We start from the raw sequence: 14,162 nt of genomic DNA on the forward strand, positions 1-14,162 counted from the left end.
GGCCGCCACAACAGGATCTACACGCCGCCGCGGGAGATCATCGGCCGGGTGCCGGGCCTGCGCAACGAGGAGATGCACCGGCACAAGGAGCGGGGTTTTTGCTGCGGCGCGGGCGGTGCGCGGATGTGGATGGAGGAACGGATCGGCAAGCGCATCAACAACGAGCGCGTCGAGGAGGCCCTGGCCCTCGATCCGGACATCGTCTCGACCGCCTGCCCGTTCTGCCTGGTCATGCTCACCGACTCGGTCAACGGCAAGAAGAACGAGGGCACGGCGAAGGAGACGGTCCAGGTCGTCGACGTCGCCCAGCTCCTCCTCGACTCCGTCAAAACCCCGGTGACCGACGAGGAACCGCCCGCGGGCGAGGCCGGCTCTCGGTCCGAGGACGCGCCCGAGCCGCAGCCGGTGAAGTAGCACGCCGGCCGGCACGAGAAGCACGGCGAAGGGCCGCCCCCCATGGGGCGGCCCTTCGCCGTGCACCAACCGGTCGCCGCCCCGCACGCCCCGGTCGCCGCCCCGCACGCCCCGGTCGCCGCCTCCCCTCCGCTCCCCGCACTTGCCGTACAACCCTCACCGCCCGGCGCGGGTCTCTTGATCGCCACCACATCGTGAACGCGGGGAGAACTCACGGACACCTCCCGCCGAACCCGGCGCTCGCGGTCGTCGGTCGCACCCATCGACCGCGGATGCCCGCTGGCCGGGCGTCCCCGTACGCCGCAGGAGAACCCGTATGACGCACACCCTGCGCATCGCCCTCGCGACGGCCACCGCGGCCGCGCTGACGGGTGGTCTGCTGACCCTCACCGCCGGCACGGCGACGGCCGCCGACTCCACCCGCATACCGCAGGCGGACTTCAACGACGACGGCATCGGCGACGTCGCCTTCTCCGCCTTCGGCGCCTCCGTCAACGCCAAGAGCCAGGCGGGCCAGATCATCGCCCTCTACGGCACCCCGGAAGGCGTCTCGGACGGTGACCTCACCGGAGACCTGTCGGGCGACACCCCCAGCGACACCATCAGCCAGAACAGCAACGGCGTGCCCGGCGCCGCCGAGGCCGGGGACGAGTTCGGATTCGACTCCGCCTACGCCGACTTCAACGGCGACGGCTTCGACGACCTCGCCGTCAGCGCCCCCGGCGAGACCGTCGGCACCGACACCAACGGCGGCCAGGTCGTGCTCCTGTGGGGCTCGGCCGACGGGCTGACGGCGGGGCCCGTGATCACCGACCCGGCCCGCTCCTCGCACGACTTCTGGGGCAAGACCCTCGCGGCCGGCGACTTCGACGGCGACGGCAGGGACGACCTCGCCGTCGGCAGCGACACGCCGACCGTCCACGTCTTCCGCGGCGGCTTCGGCCCGGCCGGCGCCCTGGGCGGGCGCTACACCGTCAAGCCCCCGATCCTCGGCGGCGACGCCGGCGGTCCGCTCAACCTGACCGCGGGCAACGTCGACGGCGGCCCGGCGACCGACCTCGTCGTGGACGGCTTCGAGACGCAGACCGGGTACGGCTGGAACCGCAACTACTTCATCCCCGGCACCGCGAGCGGCCTGGACTCCTCCGCCGCCGAGGCCCTCAAGCCCGGCGTGATCACGGCGATCGGCGACATCGACGCCGACGGTCACGGCGACATCGTCAGCGGCGCCTACTGGAACCCCACCACGCAGGACGGCACCTCGATCCCGTACTCCGGCAAGGGCGGCAAGGTCTGGGTGACGTACGGGTCCGCCGACGGCCCCCGCACCGGCGACGCCACCGGCATCACCCAGAGCACCGCGGGCGTCCCCGGCACCGCCGAGGGCAACGACTTCTTCGGCTACGAGCTGGACCTCGGCGACGTCAACGGCGACCGCTTCCTCGACCTGGCGATCGGCGTCGCGGGCGAGAACCTCGGCGACGACACCGACACCGGCTCGGTCACCGTCCTCTACGGCTCGGCGAGCGGACTGGACACCGTGACCCGGGCGCAGTCCTTCCACCAGGACACCGCGGGCGTGCCCGGCACCGGCGAGGACAACGACCGGTTCGGCCTCGACGTCAAGCTGGACGACGTCACCGGCGACGGCAGGGCCGACCTGCTGGTCGGCTCCGCCGAGAACAACGGCAACGGCCTGGTCACCTTCCTGCCCTCCACCGGCACGAGGATCACCGCCACGGGCGCCGGTGCCGTGGCCCCGCAGTGGACGAACGTCTCGACGAGCGGATACCCGTACTTCGGCGCGAACTTCGCCGACTGACCCCCTTAAGGGAACGGCTGGACGCCCCCGTAAGGGATGTCACAGCTCGGCCGCAAAGCCGGGCCCGGAAGCCCGGGCCCGGCACGTCCCTCCGCGGGACCAGGTACGTTCGAAGGCGTGGCTGGATTCAGGATCGGACGCGGCGGCCGGGACGACCGCGCCCCGCACACGCGACCGCAAAACCCCCCGTACGGTCAGCAGGCGCCGCAGGGCCCGGCGTACGGCTACCCGCCGCCGCCCCAGCCGGGACCGGGATACGGCGGCTACGGCCCCGGCGGCGGCCAGTACGGCGGCCCACCCGCGGGCCACGGCGGCCGTCCCGGCGACGAGCCGGAGTACTTCGGCGACCACCACGCCGCCCCCGACCCGTACGCGGCCAACCACCCCGGCCACACCCAGGCGTTCGCCGTCGGCGAGGACCCGTACCACCAGAGCGAGACGTACCGTGCCGGCTCGGCCGCGCCGTCCGGCCCGATCGGCCCCCGCCTGCACTGGAAGGCCCTGCTGAAGGGCATCGTGACGTCGCCCCGGCGGACCTTCCTGCAGATGCGCGACTACACGATGTGGGGCCCCGCCCTCGTCGTGACCTTCCTCTACGGCCTGCTCGCGGTCTTCGGCTTCGACGGCGCCCGCGAGGACGCGATCAACGCGACCCTGTCGAACGCGGTGCCGATCGTGCTGACGACCGCGGTGGCGATGGTGCTGAGCGCGTTCGTCCTGGGCGTGGTCACCCACACCCTCGCCCGCCAGCTGGGCGGCGACGGCGCCTGGCAGCCGACGGTCGGCCTGTCCATGCTGATCATGTCCCTCACGGACGCCCCCCGCCTGGTCGTGGCGATGTTCCTGGGCGGCGACGCGTCCTTCGTCCAGATCCTCGGCTGGGCCACCTGGGTGGCGGCCGGCGCGCTGCTGACGCTGATGGTGTCCAAGTCCCACGACCTGCCGTGGCCGCGGGCGCTGGGCGCGTCGGCGATCCAGCTGGTCGCGCTGCTGTCGATCGTGAAGCTGGGCACCTTCTAGGCACGCTGCGCGGAGGGGGCCCGCCCCCTCCGCCACGCTCCCGATCCCTCTCGGGCGCTGCCTCTCGGGCGCTGCCTCTCAGGCGCTCTCAGGCGCTCTCAGGCGTCGAGAACCTGTCCGTCCCGGCGCACGACGGGGGGCTCGACGGACCAGGGGAAGTTGATCCAGTCGTCGGTCCGCTTCCACACGTAGTCGCACTTCACCAGCGACTGCGACTTCTCGTAGATGACGGCGCTGCGCACTTCGGCGACGGCGTCGAGACAGAAGTCGCGCACCAGCTTGAGCGTCTTGCCGGTGTCGGCGACGTCGTCGGTGATCAGGACCTTCTTGTCGGAGAAGTCGACGACATCGGGCACGGGAGCGAGCATGACCGGCATGTCGAGGGTGGTGCCGACACCGGTGTAGAACTCGACGTTGACCAGGTGGATGTTCTTGCAGTCGAGGGCGTAGGCGAGCCCGCCGGCGACGAAGACGCCGCCGCGGGCGATGCTGAGCACGACGTCGGGCCGGTACCCGTCGTCGGCGACGGCCTGGGCCAGCTCACGGACGGCCCGCCCGAACTGCTCGTAGGTGAGGTTCTCGCGTACGTCACTCACGTCGATCGTGTCCGTCCCGCTCAGACCTGGGTTCGGTGGAAGTTGAGGAAGGACCGGGAGGCCGTGGGCCCGCGCTGCCCCTGGTACCGGGACCCGTACCGCTCACTCCCGTAGGGCGCCTCGGCGGGCGAGGTGAGCCGGAACATGCACAGCTGGCCGATCTTCATACCGGGCCACAGCTTGATGGGGAGGGTGGCGAGATTGGACAGCTCCAGGGTGACGTGCCCCGAGAAGCCGGGGTCGATGAACCCGGCGGTGGAGTGGGTCACGAGCCCGAGCCGCCCGAGCGAGCTCTTGCCCTCGAGCCGGGAGGCGAGATCGTCGGGAAGCGTGATGACCTCGTACGTCGAGGCGAGCACGAACTCCCCGGGGTGCAGAATGAACGGCTCGTCCCCCTCGGGCTCCACCAGACGCGTGAGATCCGCCTGCTCGACGGAGGGGTCGATGTGGGGATAGCGGTGGTTCTCGAACACCCGGAAGAAGCGGTCGAGTCGTACGTCGATGCTGGACGGCTGCACCATGGATTCGTCGTAGGGATCGATCCGCACCCGCCCGGCGTCGATCTCGGCCCGGATGTCCTTGTCAGAGAGAAGCACGCCCCGAGGATACGCAAGGCGCGCGGAGCCGCCACAACCGGACGACTCCGCGCGCTTCGGTCTGCCTGCCGCTGCCTGCCTCGGCCCGTCCGCTACCGCTTCTGCAGGCTGACCGGCACCACGCTGCGCAGCCGCGCACAGCGAGGACACCGGACGAGCCGCCCGGGCCCGAGGCGCTCGGCCTGCTGCATCGGGAACGAAGCGGTGCTGAACACGTGCCCATCGGCACAACGGACGACGGTGCGCTCCATCAAGTCCTAGAGTCCCTTCCCCAAGAGCCGCGTCTGGCTGGGATGCCGTGACGACGAAAGCCACATTACGGGACGATCAGGACGACCCTCCAGGCGGCACTCCGGTCCCCACCGGACCCTCCGCCCACTCCCCCACCGTACGCCCCAACTCCGCTTCCCCGCCTGCCCCGTCCACCCCCGCGAAAACACACGGGCCCCACGGCGCGAGGCACCGGGGGCCTGGAATGAGGTACAGTATCCGAGCATTCGACACCGACCCGGAGTCGGCGTCTTACGCGGGTGTAGTTTAATGGTAGAACATCAGCTTCCCAAGCTGAGAGCGCGAGTTCGATTCTCGTCACCCGCTCCATGAAGAAGGCCCAGGTCAGAGACCCGGGCCTTTCTGCTGTCCTCGGCGATCACTCGCCGCGCGCCAGCTTCGCGCCGAGCGCTTCACGGCGTTCATCCGGGCCGCATGTTCCTGAGCCTTCCATGCGGTGACCTCAAGGCCGACGGTGCTCTCTCTTTCGCTGTCACGGTCCGGAGGCCGGATGTCAGAGGCATGCGGCAGAGTGCCGGAGAACGACACCAGCCCCGGAGCCAGGGGCGGGCGAGAAACCTTCCGGAGAGATGGCATGCCGAAGATCCCGAAAGGACGGCGCGTGGCGCAGGCCGCCGTGAACGCGCTGCGCGCTCTGCTCGAGGAGCACGATCACATCGTCCAAGAGATATCCGGGCAGAACGACTTCGGCGAGGACTTCTATGTCACCTTCACCGCCGACGGAGATCTCACAAGTGACACCATCAAGGTGCAGGTGAAGGGTGGCGAGAGTTGGCGCCGGGGCAACGGCTACGCGGTGCCTGTCGACCAGCACGGCGGCACCTGGGCGGACGGGAACATCCCCGTCTTCTGTGTGGTGTACGACCCGGACACCAAGGGCCTCTACTGGGCGAATGCCACCCAGCAGCTGCGTAGATCTGGTCCTTTCAATCCGCCACGCCACATCGGTGTCAGCCCCAACGCCATTCTGAATGACGCCACCATGGTGTCGTTCGTCACCCGGGCCCGCCGCTACGTCGGACGCTACCGAGGCCGACAGGCGGTTCTCACACACCTGAGTGAGATGTCCGGCGTCGACTTCGATCCGGCGGACCACGTCCTGCACTTCGTCAACGGCTACGACGAAGACCTCATCTTCTGGAGGCGCCCCGGGGACGCGTTGGCAACGCTGCTTCTCAGTGCCCACGACTGGGAGCCGTATCTGGTCAGCCTGCAGTCTCTGATGAGATCAGAGATCCCGCCGCCAGGTGATGAAGGCGGCAGTCCCGTGGATGATTGGGGCGACATGGATCTGCCGACCGCTGAAGACCTGGAGTTGAGTCGAACCGAAGTGATGTGGGTGGCCTCGTGCTTCTTCTCCACTCGGCAAGCCGACCGAGGGCCGGAGGACTCGGCCAGCATCAGCGAATGCGAGGGGTGCCCCAACTGCACGGGCGAGGAGACCAAGGAGCACGCCAACATCGCGGCGGACGTCCTCCACGAATACGTTCTCGCCCGTATTCTCGACCGGATCGAGCTTGAGCCCGACTTGCTGCAACGCTCAATCCTGGCCATGCGCGAGGACCGCGAGCTCACAGCGGAGATCGTCGACGAGCTCGGCCCTCTCGAAAGCGACCCGCGGGTTGTCCGTCAGGTGAACAAGCTGAGCCGGGCTACCGTGGCGACGGTGTATGACATCGAGCCGGCGGCATTCCGGCTGGCCGTCCACTATTTCATCCGCCACATCTACGTCGGCGGCCCCTCGCTTCCACTCGACGAGCAGGTCCGAATCGTCTGGCGCGTCCCCGAGCCCACGGAACCCAAGGAGGCTTGGGACCAGTAAGGCTTCTGACCGGGATCCGGCAGGCTCCATCCCTGAAGGGCCAAGGACGGATGAGCCGATCTGGAGCGTTGTCAGCCAGGTACTCGCCAGCTATGTGAGCGGCGCAGATGACAGTCGCCTCAAGCGACGGTGTACTCCGCATCCCCGAAATCAGCGACCACGCGCAGCCGGCCACCGAGTGCTTCCACATAAGCCCGGAGTGTCGCCACCTCGGCCCGGTCCAGCTCGCCATGCTCGATCGCGGAGACGCGAGGCGCCGAGACCCCCATGGACGCGGCTACCTGGCGCTGGGTCAACGCCTGCTCGCGCCGGACCTCGGCAAGCTTGTGAGCGCGCACCTCCGCGGTCAGCCTGTCCATGGCTGCCTGCTTCTCCTGAGCCGAACGCACCGGCAGCCCAGCGGCCTCGCGCCGCTCGCGCGCCTTGCGCTTGGTCTCCTCCCAGCTGACCGTGCTCATTCGTACTCCCTGGTTTCAAGATCGGCCACATGCGCCCGGTAGCGCTCCTCGGCGATCGGGACGTTGACGTCGTACCAACGCTGCCAGTTTCCGGCCTTGTCGCCGGCCACCAGCAGCACTGCCCGGCGCACCGGATCGAAAGCGAAGAGGATCCGGATCTCGCTGCTCCCGGACGATCCCGGTCTCAGCTCCTTCAAGTGATGATTGTCGGCACCCTTGATCCGGTCGACCAGTGGACGACCGAGCGTCGGGCCCGTGGCCGCCAGCATGTCGATGGCGTCTTCCACCTGTTCGGCACTGCCCCAGTCCTCCCCGGCCAGCGCCTCGAACCACGCCGCGACCTCCGCGACGAGGACCACTTCCCATTGAGCCACGAGCACCATGTTAATGCAAGCATTAACATGGGCTGCATTGACAGAGACCGGTGGCTAGAGGCCGACACAGTGATCCAGGGTGCACCCGACCAGCCATTCCATGAAGATGGAAGGCGTAACAGGCGATATCTGGCCGTTGCCCTGGGTGGCGCAGGTCGGCACAAGAACGGGGTGCCTCCGCCTCACCCCTCGCATCCTCGTGAACGGTAATTCGGGCAGGGCCGTCAGCGACTTCCCGGGGTAGCGCCTGTGCGGCTGCAACGACCATCCCAGGGGCACTCTCCACGACAGGGCACCGAGCTCGCCGCGCACCGCCACACGCAGCTTGCGGCTCGGTGCTTCTGACGCGTGCCCACAGCGTGCCCGTGAGAGCGGACAGCTACGGTGAACAACAGTGTGATCCAGCACGCCGACGGCCCGGTATCAGCCGCGTATGACCAGGTCAGAGGCCACATGGCCTGACAAGCGCCGTCGCTTCCCAAGCTGAGAGCGCGAGTTCGATTCTCGTCACCCGCTCCATAGAGAAACCCCAGGTCAGCGACCTGGGGTTTGTGCATGGTCCAGACCATCCACGGGGTGCGTGGCCTCCCCATGCCCAAAGTCGCCACGTGAGTCACCTGGAACCAGGTCTCCGAGGCCCCGGCTCCGACGTCCGGACCTCTGACTGGCCGTCACGCCGCCCTTACGCGCCGGGGAGTAGACTGAGGGGACCGAGGGCATTCGGCGCGCCGGTGGCGGACCGGCTCCACCCCCGGTGTCCACTGGCGGCCCGTCACCCGGAACGGTCCCCGCGTCCCGCCGTATACGCCCGCACCCCGAACTCTCGGTGGCCGCCGGCGCTGCTCTCCTTCGACGAGAGCCGGCACGTCCGCACGACTTCCACCGCGCCGTCCCCGACCGACAGCACACCGCCGGTTCCAACCGAGGCAGGTCGACCGTCGGCCGCCGTCGATGCGCGTTCTCGAGCTCCGCGGTCCGGGGTGCGATGCGCCGGTCCGCAGCGGACCGTCTCGCCGCCCGCCGTACGGCCGGACCACCCCCACCGAACCATCACCCACCGCGGCGGCCCCCCACCCTGCCGAAGCGCCCCGGCAAACCCACCTCGTCAGAGAGAACCCTCACGTGATGAACGCAAGCCAGGCCGCGCAGTCTGCCCCGCCCCTCCCCCTCCCTCTCCTTCGTCTGCGTCTCGCGCCCCGCGGCGTGCTGCCGCGCCGGATCGACGGAGTGTGGTGGCCTCACTCCCGCGACCTCCTGGCACAGCTCCCGCAACTGCTCGCCGCGCTGCCGACCGCGTGGGGCGACATCGTCGGCGTCACCGTGAACGCCACCGCCTGGTCGGTGGCACCGGGGCGCATGCTCGTCGCCAACCAGGTCGTACGCCTGCACAAGGCCGCCGCGCCGCACGCCCCGGACACCGTCGTCCTGCTCTCGCCCGGCCACGGCCGCTGGGACCTGCTCGTCGTCCCACCGGAGGCGACGGAGGAAGCCGCCGTGTCCCTCATGGCCACCGCGCTGGACGACCGCGCACCCCACGGCGGCGGGGGAGTCCGAGGACCGTTCCCGACGACCGTGTGACATCCCCGGGCAGGGGACCCCGTTCGTGTACGCCTTCATCCCGCGCCCGCCTCACCCGGGGCCGCTCCGAGCCGCCCGCCCGCTTCGCAGAGAGTTTCGCCGTCATGACCACTGTCAGCACCACCGCCCCTCGCTCCGGCACACCCGGCACCCCCGGCAGCGACTTCGCCCGGCTTTCGAGGAAGATCGCGGATGCCGGACTGCTGAGGCGCCGCCCCGGCTACTACACGTTACGGATCACCGCGGTGACCGCGCTCTACGCCGTCGGATGGGTCGCGTTCGTCCTCGTCGGCCCCTCGTGGTGGACGTTGACGGTCGCCGCCTTCATGGCCGTCATGTACGGGCAAGTGGCCCTGGTCGCTCATGACGTGGCCCACCGGCAGGTGTTCCGCAGGCGCCGTGCCAGCGAGGTGTGCGGGCGGATCGGGGGTGCGTCGATCGGCATGGGGTACGGCTGGTGGCAGGACAAGCACACCCGTCACCATGCCAACCCCAACACCGAGGACCTCGACCCGGACATCGCCCCCGACCTGCTCGTCTGGTCCCAGGACCAGGCCCGCGCCGCCACCGGACTGCCCCGTCTGCTCGGCCGCCGGCAGGCTTTCCTGTTCTTCCCCCTGCTCACGCTGGAGGGCTTCAACCTGCACGTGGCGAGCGGCAGGGCGATCGCCGACCGCCGGCTCAAGCACCGGAGGCTTGACGGCACCCTGCTGTTCGCGCACTGCGCGCTCTACCTGACCGCCCTGTTCTGGGTCCTGCCGCCCGGCATGGCGTTCGCCTTCCTCGGCGTCCACCAGGGCCTGTTCGGCCTCTACCTCGGCTCGGTGTTCGCCCCCAACCACAAGGGCATGCCGATCCTGTCGGCCGACGACCGCCCGGACTTCCTCCGCCGCCAGGTGCTCACCTCGCGCAATGTCAGCGGCGGCCGGTTCACCGACCTCGTGCTCGGCGGCCTGAACCACCAGATCGAGCACCACCTGTTCCCGAGCATGCCCAGCCCCAACCTCCGCAAGGCCCGCGCCATCGTCCGGCGGTACTGCCGCGACCTGGGCGTCGAGTACACGCAGACGGGCCTGATCGCCTCCTACCGGCTGGCACTCACCAGCCTCCATCGCGCCGGAGAACCGCTCCGGGGGACCCGCGGCCAGGCCGCCTAGGCGTACTGCCCTGCGAGGTTGTGGACGGGTGCACGGGCACGGTCCGGATCGGGGTGGCGCTTCGGTCAGCCGGCGTGAGTGATGGGCCTTCCTGCCAGGGCTCACCGGCTGGGACCGGGGAGCGCGGCAGGAGGTCGGAGCCCGTGATCTCCACGACGCGGACCAAGGACTGCGGCGGGCAGAGCAGGCGCAGGAGCGCTCCGGTCCGGCCGGTCCGGCTGAGGGTCTCCGAGGCCGCGAGGAAGACGTTCAGCCCGCTGACGTCACAGAAGCCGACCGCCGTGAGGTCGACGTCGACGGTGCGGGTCAGGTCGTGCAGGCACTGGGCCAGCGCGGTACGGATGAATGGCGCCGTGGTCAGGTCGATGTCGCCCACGACGGTGATCGCAGCGTGGGATCCGCAGTTCTGGTGCTGGACACTGAACCGTGGCGGGGGCATGACTCCTCATTCAGTGGGGCTCACGTCATTCAGCGGGGATCACACAGATCAGCTGTGGGTACGGCGTCGAGGGCGCAGCCGTCCGCGTCCGCCGTCACGGTGGTCCCGGCGCTCGCCGGCGCCGTTCGTCGTGGCGGCCGTACGGCGTGTCGGCTTCCTGCCCGTGGGTTTGCGGCCCGGTGCGACCACGCCGTCGCGGCCGTAGTGGAAGGCGGCGATCCTGTCGCCGTGCTGCGCGTTGAGCCGGTGGATGAGGAACACGCCTGCCGCGATCACCGCCAGCAGCGCGAGCACCGTCACGAGGACGTCCATGGTCCTCACACCCTTTCCGGTTGGTCCGCCGACGCTGCGGGGGCCACCCGGCCCCGCGGCGAAGTCACGCCGGCGCCGGCTTCGTGTCCCCCTTCGAACTCCCAGACCGCCTCCCCGGCGCGGTCTGCCTCGGCACTCGCCGCCAGGTGCGCGGCATCCGCCATCAGACGGCTCGCGGTCACGGTGCGGCGCGGGTCGCTCGCGACGGCCATCAGCCAGGCAGCAACGGCCGGAGGCGTCCGCGGGGGAACCACCAGCAGGTTCCAGCGGCCCATGTGGCAGGAGAGCAGGAGGAGTTCGTGCGCGTCCTGCTCGAAGCGGAACCAGCCCACCTTCACCATGTGCCCGGCGACGGGCACCTTGCGCGGTACGACCGGCCACTGGGCCGGATTCACCGTGACCCGGGTGATCCGTCCCCACAGCGGATCGAGGACGGACACCAGGGCGGGCAGTTCGGCGGTGAGGTCGCGCGAGCGCGGCCACCAGGCGCCGTCCAGCAGAAGGGGTGCGGAGGCGGTGGGAGCGAGGGACAGACGCACGGGGGACGTGGGGTGCCGGCCTTCGGACGTCATCGGGCGGAAGATGGTCGCAGTCATGACGCGAACCCTGCCCCGGGCGGGCCGGAGCCGGCCCGGCGTATTCGATCACCGAGAGACGGTACGGGCGCGAATGCCCGTGCTCGGCATGTCGTCGGTTCCTTCAGCGTACTCCTCGCGGCGTCCGAGCCCGTGGGCCGTGCGCCCGGCGTGGGCGATCGACCCGCCGTGGGACCCGCTCGCCCACGCCGTCGTCTCCCGCGGCACCGGACGATCACGTCGGGTGCCCCGGGTCGGCACGTGCCGTGCCGGTGTCGATGAGGATCTGCTGCGCCTGCGTACGGCCGTCGGCGCGCACGGCCGCCGCCATGGCGGCGTGCGCGGCGTCGGGCGTCGCGTGCGGCGGGACGACGACGAGGGAGAAGAGATCCCGGCTGCTTCGGGTGATGAGGACGGTGTCGTCGCCGACCGGGAAGGAGTCGATGTGGACGACGCGGCCGTCGATGGTCATCCGCGTCGGCAGTTCCTCCCAGGCGTCGCTGTCCAGGCCGACGCGGGTGATGGGCCCGAGATACTCGGTCAGCGCGGTGACGAGGCCGGGCAGCTCGCGGGCGACATCGCGGGAACGGGGCCACCACGCCCCGTCGAGCGCGCCCTGCCGGTCATGGGTCGTCTCTAGCCGTACGACGGCCGTTCCGGGTCGCGGGACCGCCTGGTGGACGGCGTCGGGCAGGGGCCTGGTCACCTGCGGGGAGTCGGAGTCGGACATCGCGCTCGCCTGCCTGTCTGCCGGGGACGGCACCGCCCAAAGGCCCCCTCGCTTCACGGTACTCCCCGCCTGAGCGGGCGGGCGTGCCTCAGCGGGAGGCCGGGAGGGGGAGGGCGTCCGTGTAGGCGTTCGGAGGGCGGGTGGTCTCGGTGACGGTGTCGGCGTCCAGGGCCGGGGCGGCGGAGGGGGTGCCCAGGGTTCCGGTGGGGTGCCAGGTGCCCACGACCGTCACCCAGGTGTCGGCGGGCGGGGCCGGTGTGCCGTGGACACGGATCTTGACCGTCTGGGCGTCCGCCGCGCAGCAGCTGATCAGGAGGCGGGTCAGGTACCAGGTCCCGCCCTTTTCGCCGGGGGTCACGAAGCCCGTCATCCGGACCGTGCGGCCCTTCAGGGACTGCTCACGGTCCTGCTGGACGCGGCCGATGAAGTCGCGAAGCGTCAGCGGGACGGGGGACGTCGCGGGCAGCGGGTCGAAGCCGTCCTGCCGCACGACCGGCTTGGTGTCCTGGCGGGCGGCGGTGTAGGCGCCCAGGGACGGCGGGGCGTAGACGAGCAGGCTCAGGGCCGGGAGGAACAGCAGCCACGCCACGCGGGGGACCTTGGAGTGGTCGTGGCCGTGGTCATCGGTGTGGTCTCGGCCGGGGCCGTCATCGCCGTGGCCGTGGGTGTCGTCCTGCTTCTCCGTGCCGGCTCGTGCCGACCATGCCTCCGCCAGTCCCAGCACCAGCAGCACCACGCCCGACGCGATCAGCAGCGGGCGCATCCAGTCCCTGACGTACCGCAGATAGAGGTCGGTGAGGACGGTCGCGTGGAGCAGGCCGAGGCCGCTGAGGATGAGCAGGGTCGCCTGCAGGGGGCGCTTCACAGCAGTACTCCTCCGATGAGCGCGCTGCACAGGATCGCGACGACCGCCGTGGCCGCGGAGAAGCGGAAGGCGAAGGTCCGCCCGAAGGTGCCGGCCTGGAGGGCGATCAGTTTGAGGTCGACCATCGGGCCGACCACCATGAACGTCAGCCGGGCGGTGGGTGAGAAGCCGGTGAGGGACGCCGCGAGGAAAGCGTCCGCCTCCGAGCAGACCGACAGGACGATGGCGAGCGCGGCCAGGAAGAGCACCGACAGCCAGGGAGAGTCGGCGAAGGCGTCGACGACCGAGCCGGGCACGGCCACGTTGAAGGTGGCCGCCGCCATGGCGCCTACGATGACGAAGCCGCCCGCGTGCAGGAAGTCGTGCTGGAAGCCGAGGCGGAACTCCGTCCAGCGGCTGTGGCCCGGGCGGTGCCCGGTGTGCCGTACGGACGGCCGCAGCCACTTCTCCCGGCCCAGCCAGAGCCACAGCCAGCCCATCACGGCGGCGGTGGCGAGGGAGGCGAGCAGCCGGGCCAGCACCATCTCGGGGCTGCCGGGGAAGGCGATCGCCGTGGTGGTGAGGACGACCGGGTTGATGGCGGGGGCCGAGAGGAGGAAGGCGAAGGCCGCGGCGGGGGTGACGCCCCTGCCGATCAGGCTCTTGGCGACCGGGACGGACGCGCACTCGCAGCCGGGCAGGACGACCCCGGCTGCGCCGGCGACCGGGACCGCGAGGGCGGGGTTGCGGGGCAGGAGGCGGGTGAACACGCTCGCCGGCACGAACGCGTTGATCGCTCCGGACAGGGCCGTGCCGAGCAGCAGGAACGGCAGCGCCTGCACGGTGATCGAGAGGCATACGGTCCGCCAGGCCTGTACGGCCGGCTCGTCGCCCCAGCGACCGACGGCGAAGAGCAGCGCTCCGGGAAGCACCGCCGCCGCGAGGAGCAGCAGGGGCCAGGTCCGGGGCCAGCCGCCGTCGCGTACCGGCGCGTCACGCACGGGTCCGTCGCCCGCGGGTGCGTCACGCACGGGCGGGCCCTCGTCGGGCGTACGCGCTGCGGTGGCCCCGCCGGGGGCCGCGACGGCACCGTACGGCTCCTCGGCTCGCACATCTGTCTGTCGCATGCCGCTC

General features: G+C 70.5%; 16 protein-coding genes and 1 tRNA gene. 7 read left to right on the forward strand and 10 right to left on the reverse strand.

Annotation, left to right across the window (positions count from 1 at the left end):
- The 3 genes from ABZY13_RS28620 to ABZY13_RS28630 all read left to right on the forward strand — a co-directional run.
- Positions 1–414: (Fe-S)-binding protein (locus ABZY13_RS28620; protein ID WP_356635767.1), on the forward strand; the 414-nt coding region annotated here is incomplete at its 5' end.
- A 316-nt stretch (positions 415–730) separates the two neighbouring features.
- The gene (locus ABZY13_RS28625; protein WP_356635769.1) at positions 731–2,236 is read left to right on the forward strand and encodes an FG-GAP-like repeat-containing protein; all 1,506 of its coding nucleotides are present in this window, start codon (positions 731–733) and stop codon (positions 2,234–2,236) included.
- A 36-nt stretch (positions 2,237–2,272) separates the two neighbouring features.
- On the forward strand, positions 2,273–3,256 hold the full coding sequence (locus tag ABZY13_RS28630) for a Yip1 family protein (protein WP_356635771.1): 984 nt from the start codon (positions 2,273–2,275) through the stop codon (positions 3,254–3,256).
- 98 nt (positions 3,257–3,354) lie between these two features.
- Here ABZY13_RS28630 and ABZY13_RS28635 read toward each other — a convergent pair whose 3' ends face one another.
- On the reverse strand, positions 3,355–3,852 hold the full coding sequence (locus tag ABZY13_RS28635) for a phosphoribosyltransferase (protein ID WP_356635773.1): 498 nt from the start codon (positions 3,850–3,852) through the stop codon (positions 3,355–3,357).
- A gap of 20 nt (positions 3,853–3,872) precedes the next feature.
- Complete coding sequence (gene dcd, locus ABZY13_RS28640) at positions 3,873–4,448, reverse strand: dCTP deaminase (RefSeq protein WP_356635775.1); 576 nt, start codon at positions 4,446–4,448, stop codon at positions 3,873–3,875.
- Positions 4,449–4,974: 526 nt separating this feature from the next.
- On the opposite strand from dcd, the gene ABZY13_RS28645 reads away from it, so the two are divergent.
- Both ABZY13_RS28645 and ABZY13_RS28650 read left to right on the forward strand, forming a co-directional pair.
- A tRNA-Gly gene (locus ABZY13_RS28645) sits at positions 4,975–5,048 on the forward strand.
- A gap of 265 nt (positions 5,049–5,313) precedes the next feature.
- Positions 5,314–6,561 carry a DUF4365 domain-containing protein gene (locus tag ABZY13_RS28650; protein WP_356635777.1) on the forward strand — a complete coding sequence of 416 codons (1,248 nt, stop codon included), beginning with the start codon at positions 5,314–5,316 and terminating at the stop codon, positions 6,559–6,561.
- A 119-nt stretch (positions 6,562–6,680) separates the two neighbouring features.
- Here ABZY13_RS28650 and ABZY13_RS28655 read toward each other — a convergent pair whose 3' ends face one another.
- Together ABZY13_RS28655 and ABZY13_RS28660 are read right to left on the reverse strand one after the other, a co-directional pair.
- The gene (locus ABZY13_RS28655; protein ID WP_356635779.1) at positions 6,681–7,019 is read right to left on the reverse strand and encodes an XRE family transcriptional regulator; all 339 of its coding nucleotides are present in this window, start codon (positions 7,017–7,019) and stop codon (positions 6,681–6,683) included.
- Positions 7,016–7,402 carry a type II toxin-antitoxin system RelE/ParE family toxin gene (locus ABZY13_RS28660; RefSeq protein ID WP_356635781.1) on the reverse strand — a complete coding sequence of 129 codons (387 nt, stop codon included), beginning with the start codon at positions 7,400–7,402 and terminating at the stop codon, positions 7,016–7,018. Before ABZY13_RS28660 ends, ABZY13_RS28655 begins: the two co-directional genes overlap by 4 nt.
- A gap of 1,116 nt (positions 7,403–8,518) precedes the next feature.
- On the opposite strand from ABZY13_RS28660, the gene ABZY13_RS28665 reads away from it, so the two are divergent.
- Positions 8,519–8,971, forward strand: a complete 453-nt coding sequence (locus ABZY13_RS28665; RefSeq protein ID WP_356635783.1) for a DUF5994 family protein — start codon at positions 8,519–8,521, stop codon at positions 8,969–8,971.
- Positions 8,972–9,075: 104 nt separating this feature from the next.
- Complete coding sequence (locus tag ABZY13_RS28670; protein WP_356635785.1) at positions 9,076–10,128, forward strand: acyl-CoA desaturase; 1,053 nt, start codon at positions 9,076–9,078, stop codon at positions 10,126–10,128.
- Here the strand turns inward: ABZY13_RS28670 and ABZY13_RS28675 are convergent.
- The 6 genes from ABZY13_RS28675 to ABZY13_RS28700 all read right to left on the reverse strand — a co-directional run bounded on the left by ABZY13_RS28675 (position 10,070) and on the right by ABZY13_RS28700 (position 14,155).
- Positions 10,070–10,567 carry an STAS domain-containing protein gene (locus ABZY13_RS28675; protein ID WP_356635787.1) on the reverse strand — a complete coding sequence of 166 codons (498 nt, stop codon included), beginning with the start codon at positions 10,565–10,567 and terminating at the stop codon, positions 10,070–10,072. The two genes, ABZY13_RS28670 and ABZY13_RS28675, sit on opposite strands and share 59 nt — an antisense overlap.
- A gap of 48 nt (positions 10,568–10,615) precedes the next feature.
- A complete protein-coding gene (locus tag ABZY13_RS28680) occupies positions 10,616–10,879 on the reverse strand; it encodes a hypothetical protein (protein ID WP_356635789.1) in 264 nt (87 codons plus the stop codon).
- Between the two features lie 5 nt (positions 10,880–10,884).
- Complete coding sequence (locus ABZY13_RS28685; RefSeq protein WP_356635791.1) at positions 10,885–11,475, reverse strand: DUF5994 family protein; 591 nt, start codon at positions 11,473–11,475, stop codon at positions 10,885–10,887.
- 214 nt (positions 11,476–11,689) lie between these two features.
- The gene (locus tag ABZY13_RS28690) at positions 11,690–12,184 is read right to left on the reverse strand and encodes a DUF5994 family protein (RefSeq protein ID WP_356635793.1); all 495 of its coding nucleotides are present in this window, start codon (positions 12,182–12,184) and stop codon (positions 11,690–11,692) included.
- Between the two features lie 88 nt (positions 12,185–12,272).
- Entirely contained in the window at positions 12,273–13,049 is a 777-nt protein-coding gene (locus tag ABZY13_RS28695; RefSeq protein ID WP_356635795.1) for a TIGR03943 family protein, read from the reverse strand.
- The gene (locus ABZY13_RS28700) at positions 13,046–14,155 is read right to left on the reverse strand and encodes a permease (RefSeq protein WP_356635797.1); all 1,110 of its coding nucleotides are present in this window, start codon (positions 14,153–14,155) and stop codon (positions 13,046–13,048) included. Before ABZY13_RS28700 ends, ABZY13_RS28695 begins: the two co-directional genes overlap by 4 nt.
- Between the last annotated feature and the right edge of the window lie 7 nt (positions 14,156–14,162).

The organism is Streptomyces sp. NPDC006610, assembly GCF_040611575.1.
In the GTDB taxonomy this organism is placed as follows: Bacteria; Actinomycetota; Actinomycetes; order Streptomycetales; family Streptomycetaceae; genus Streptomyces.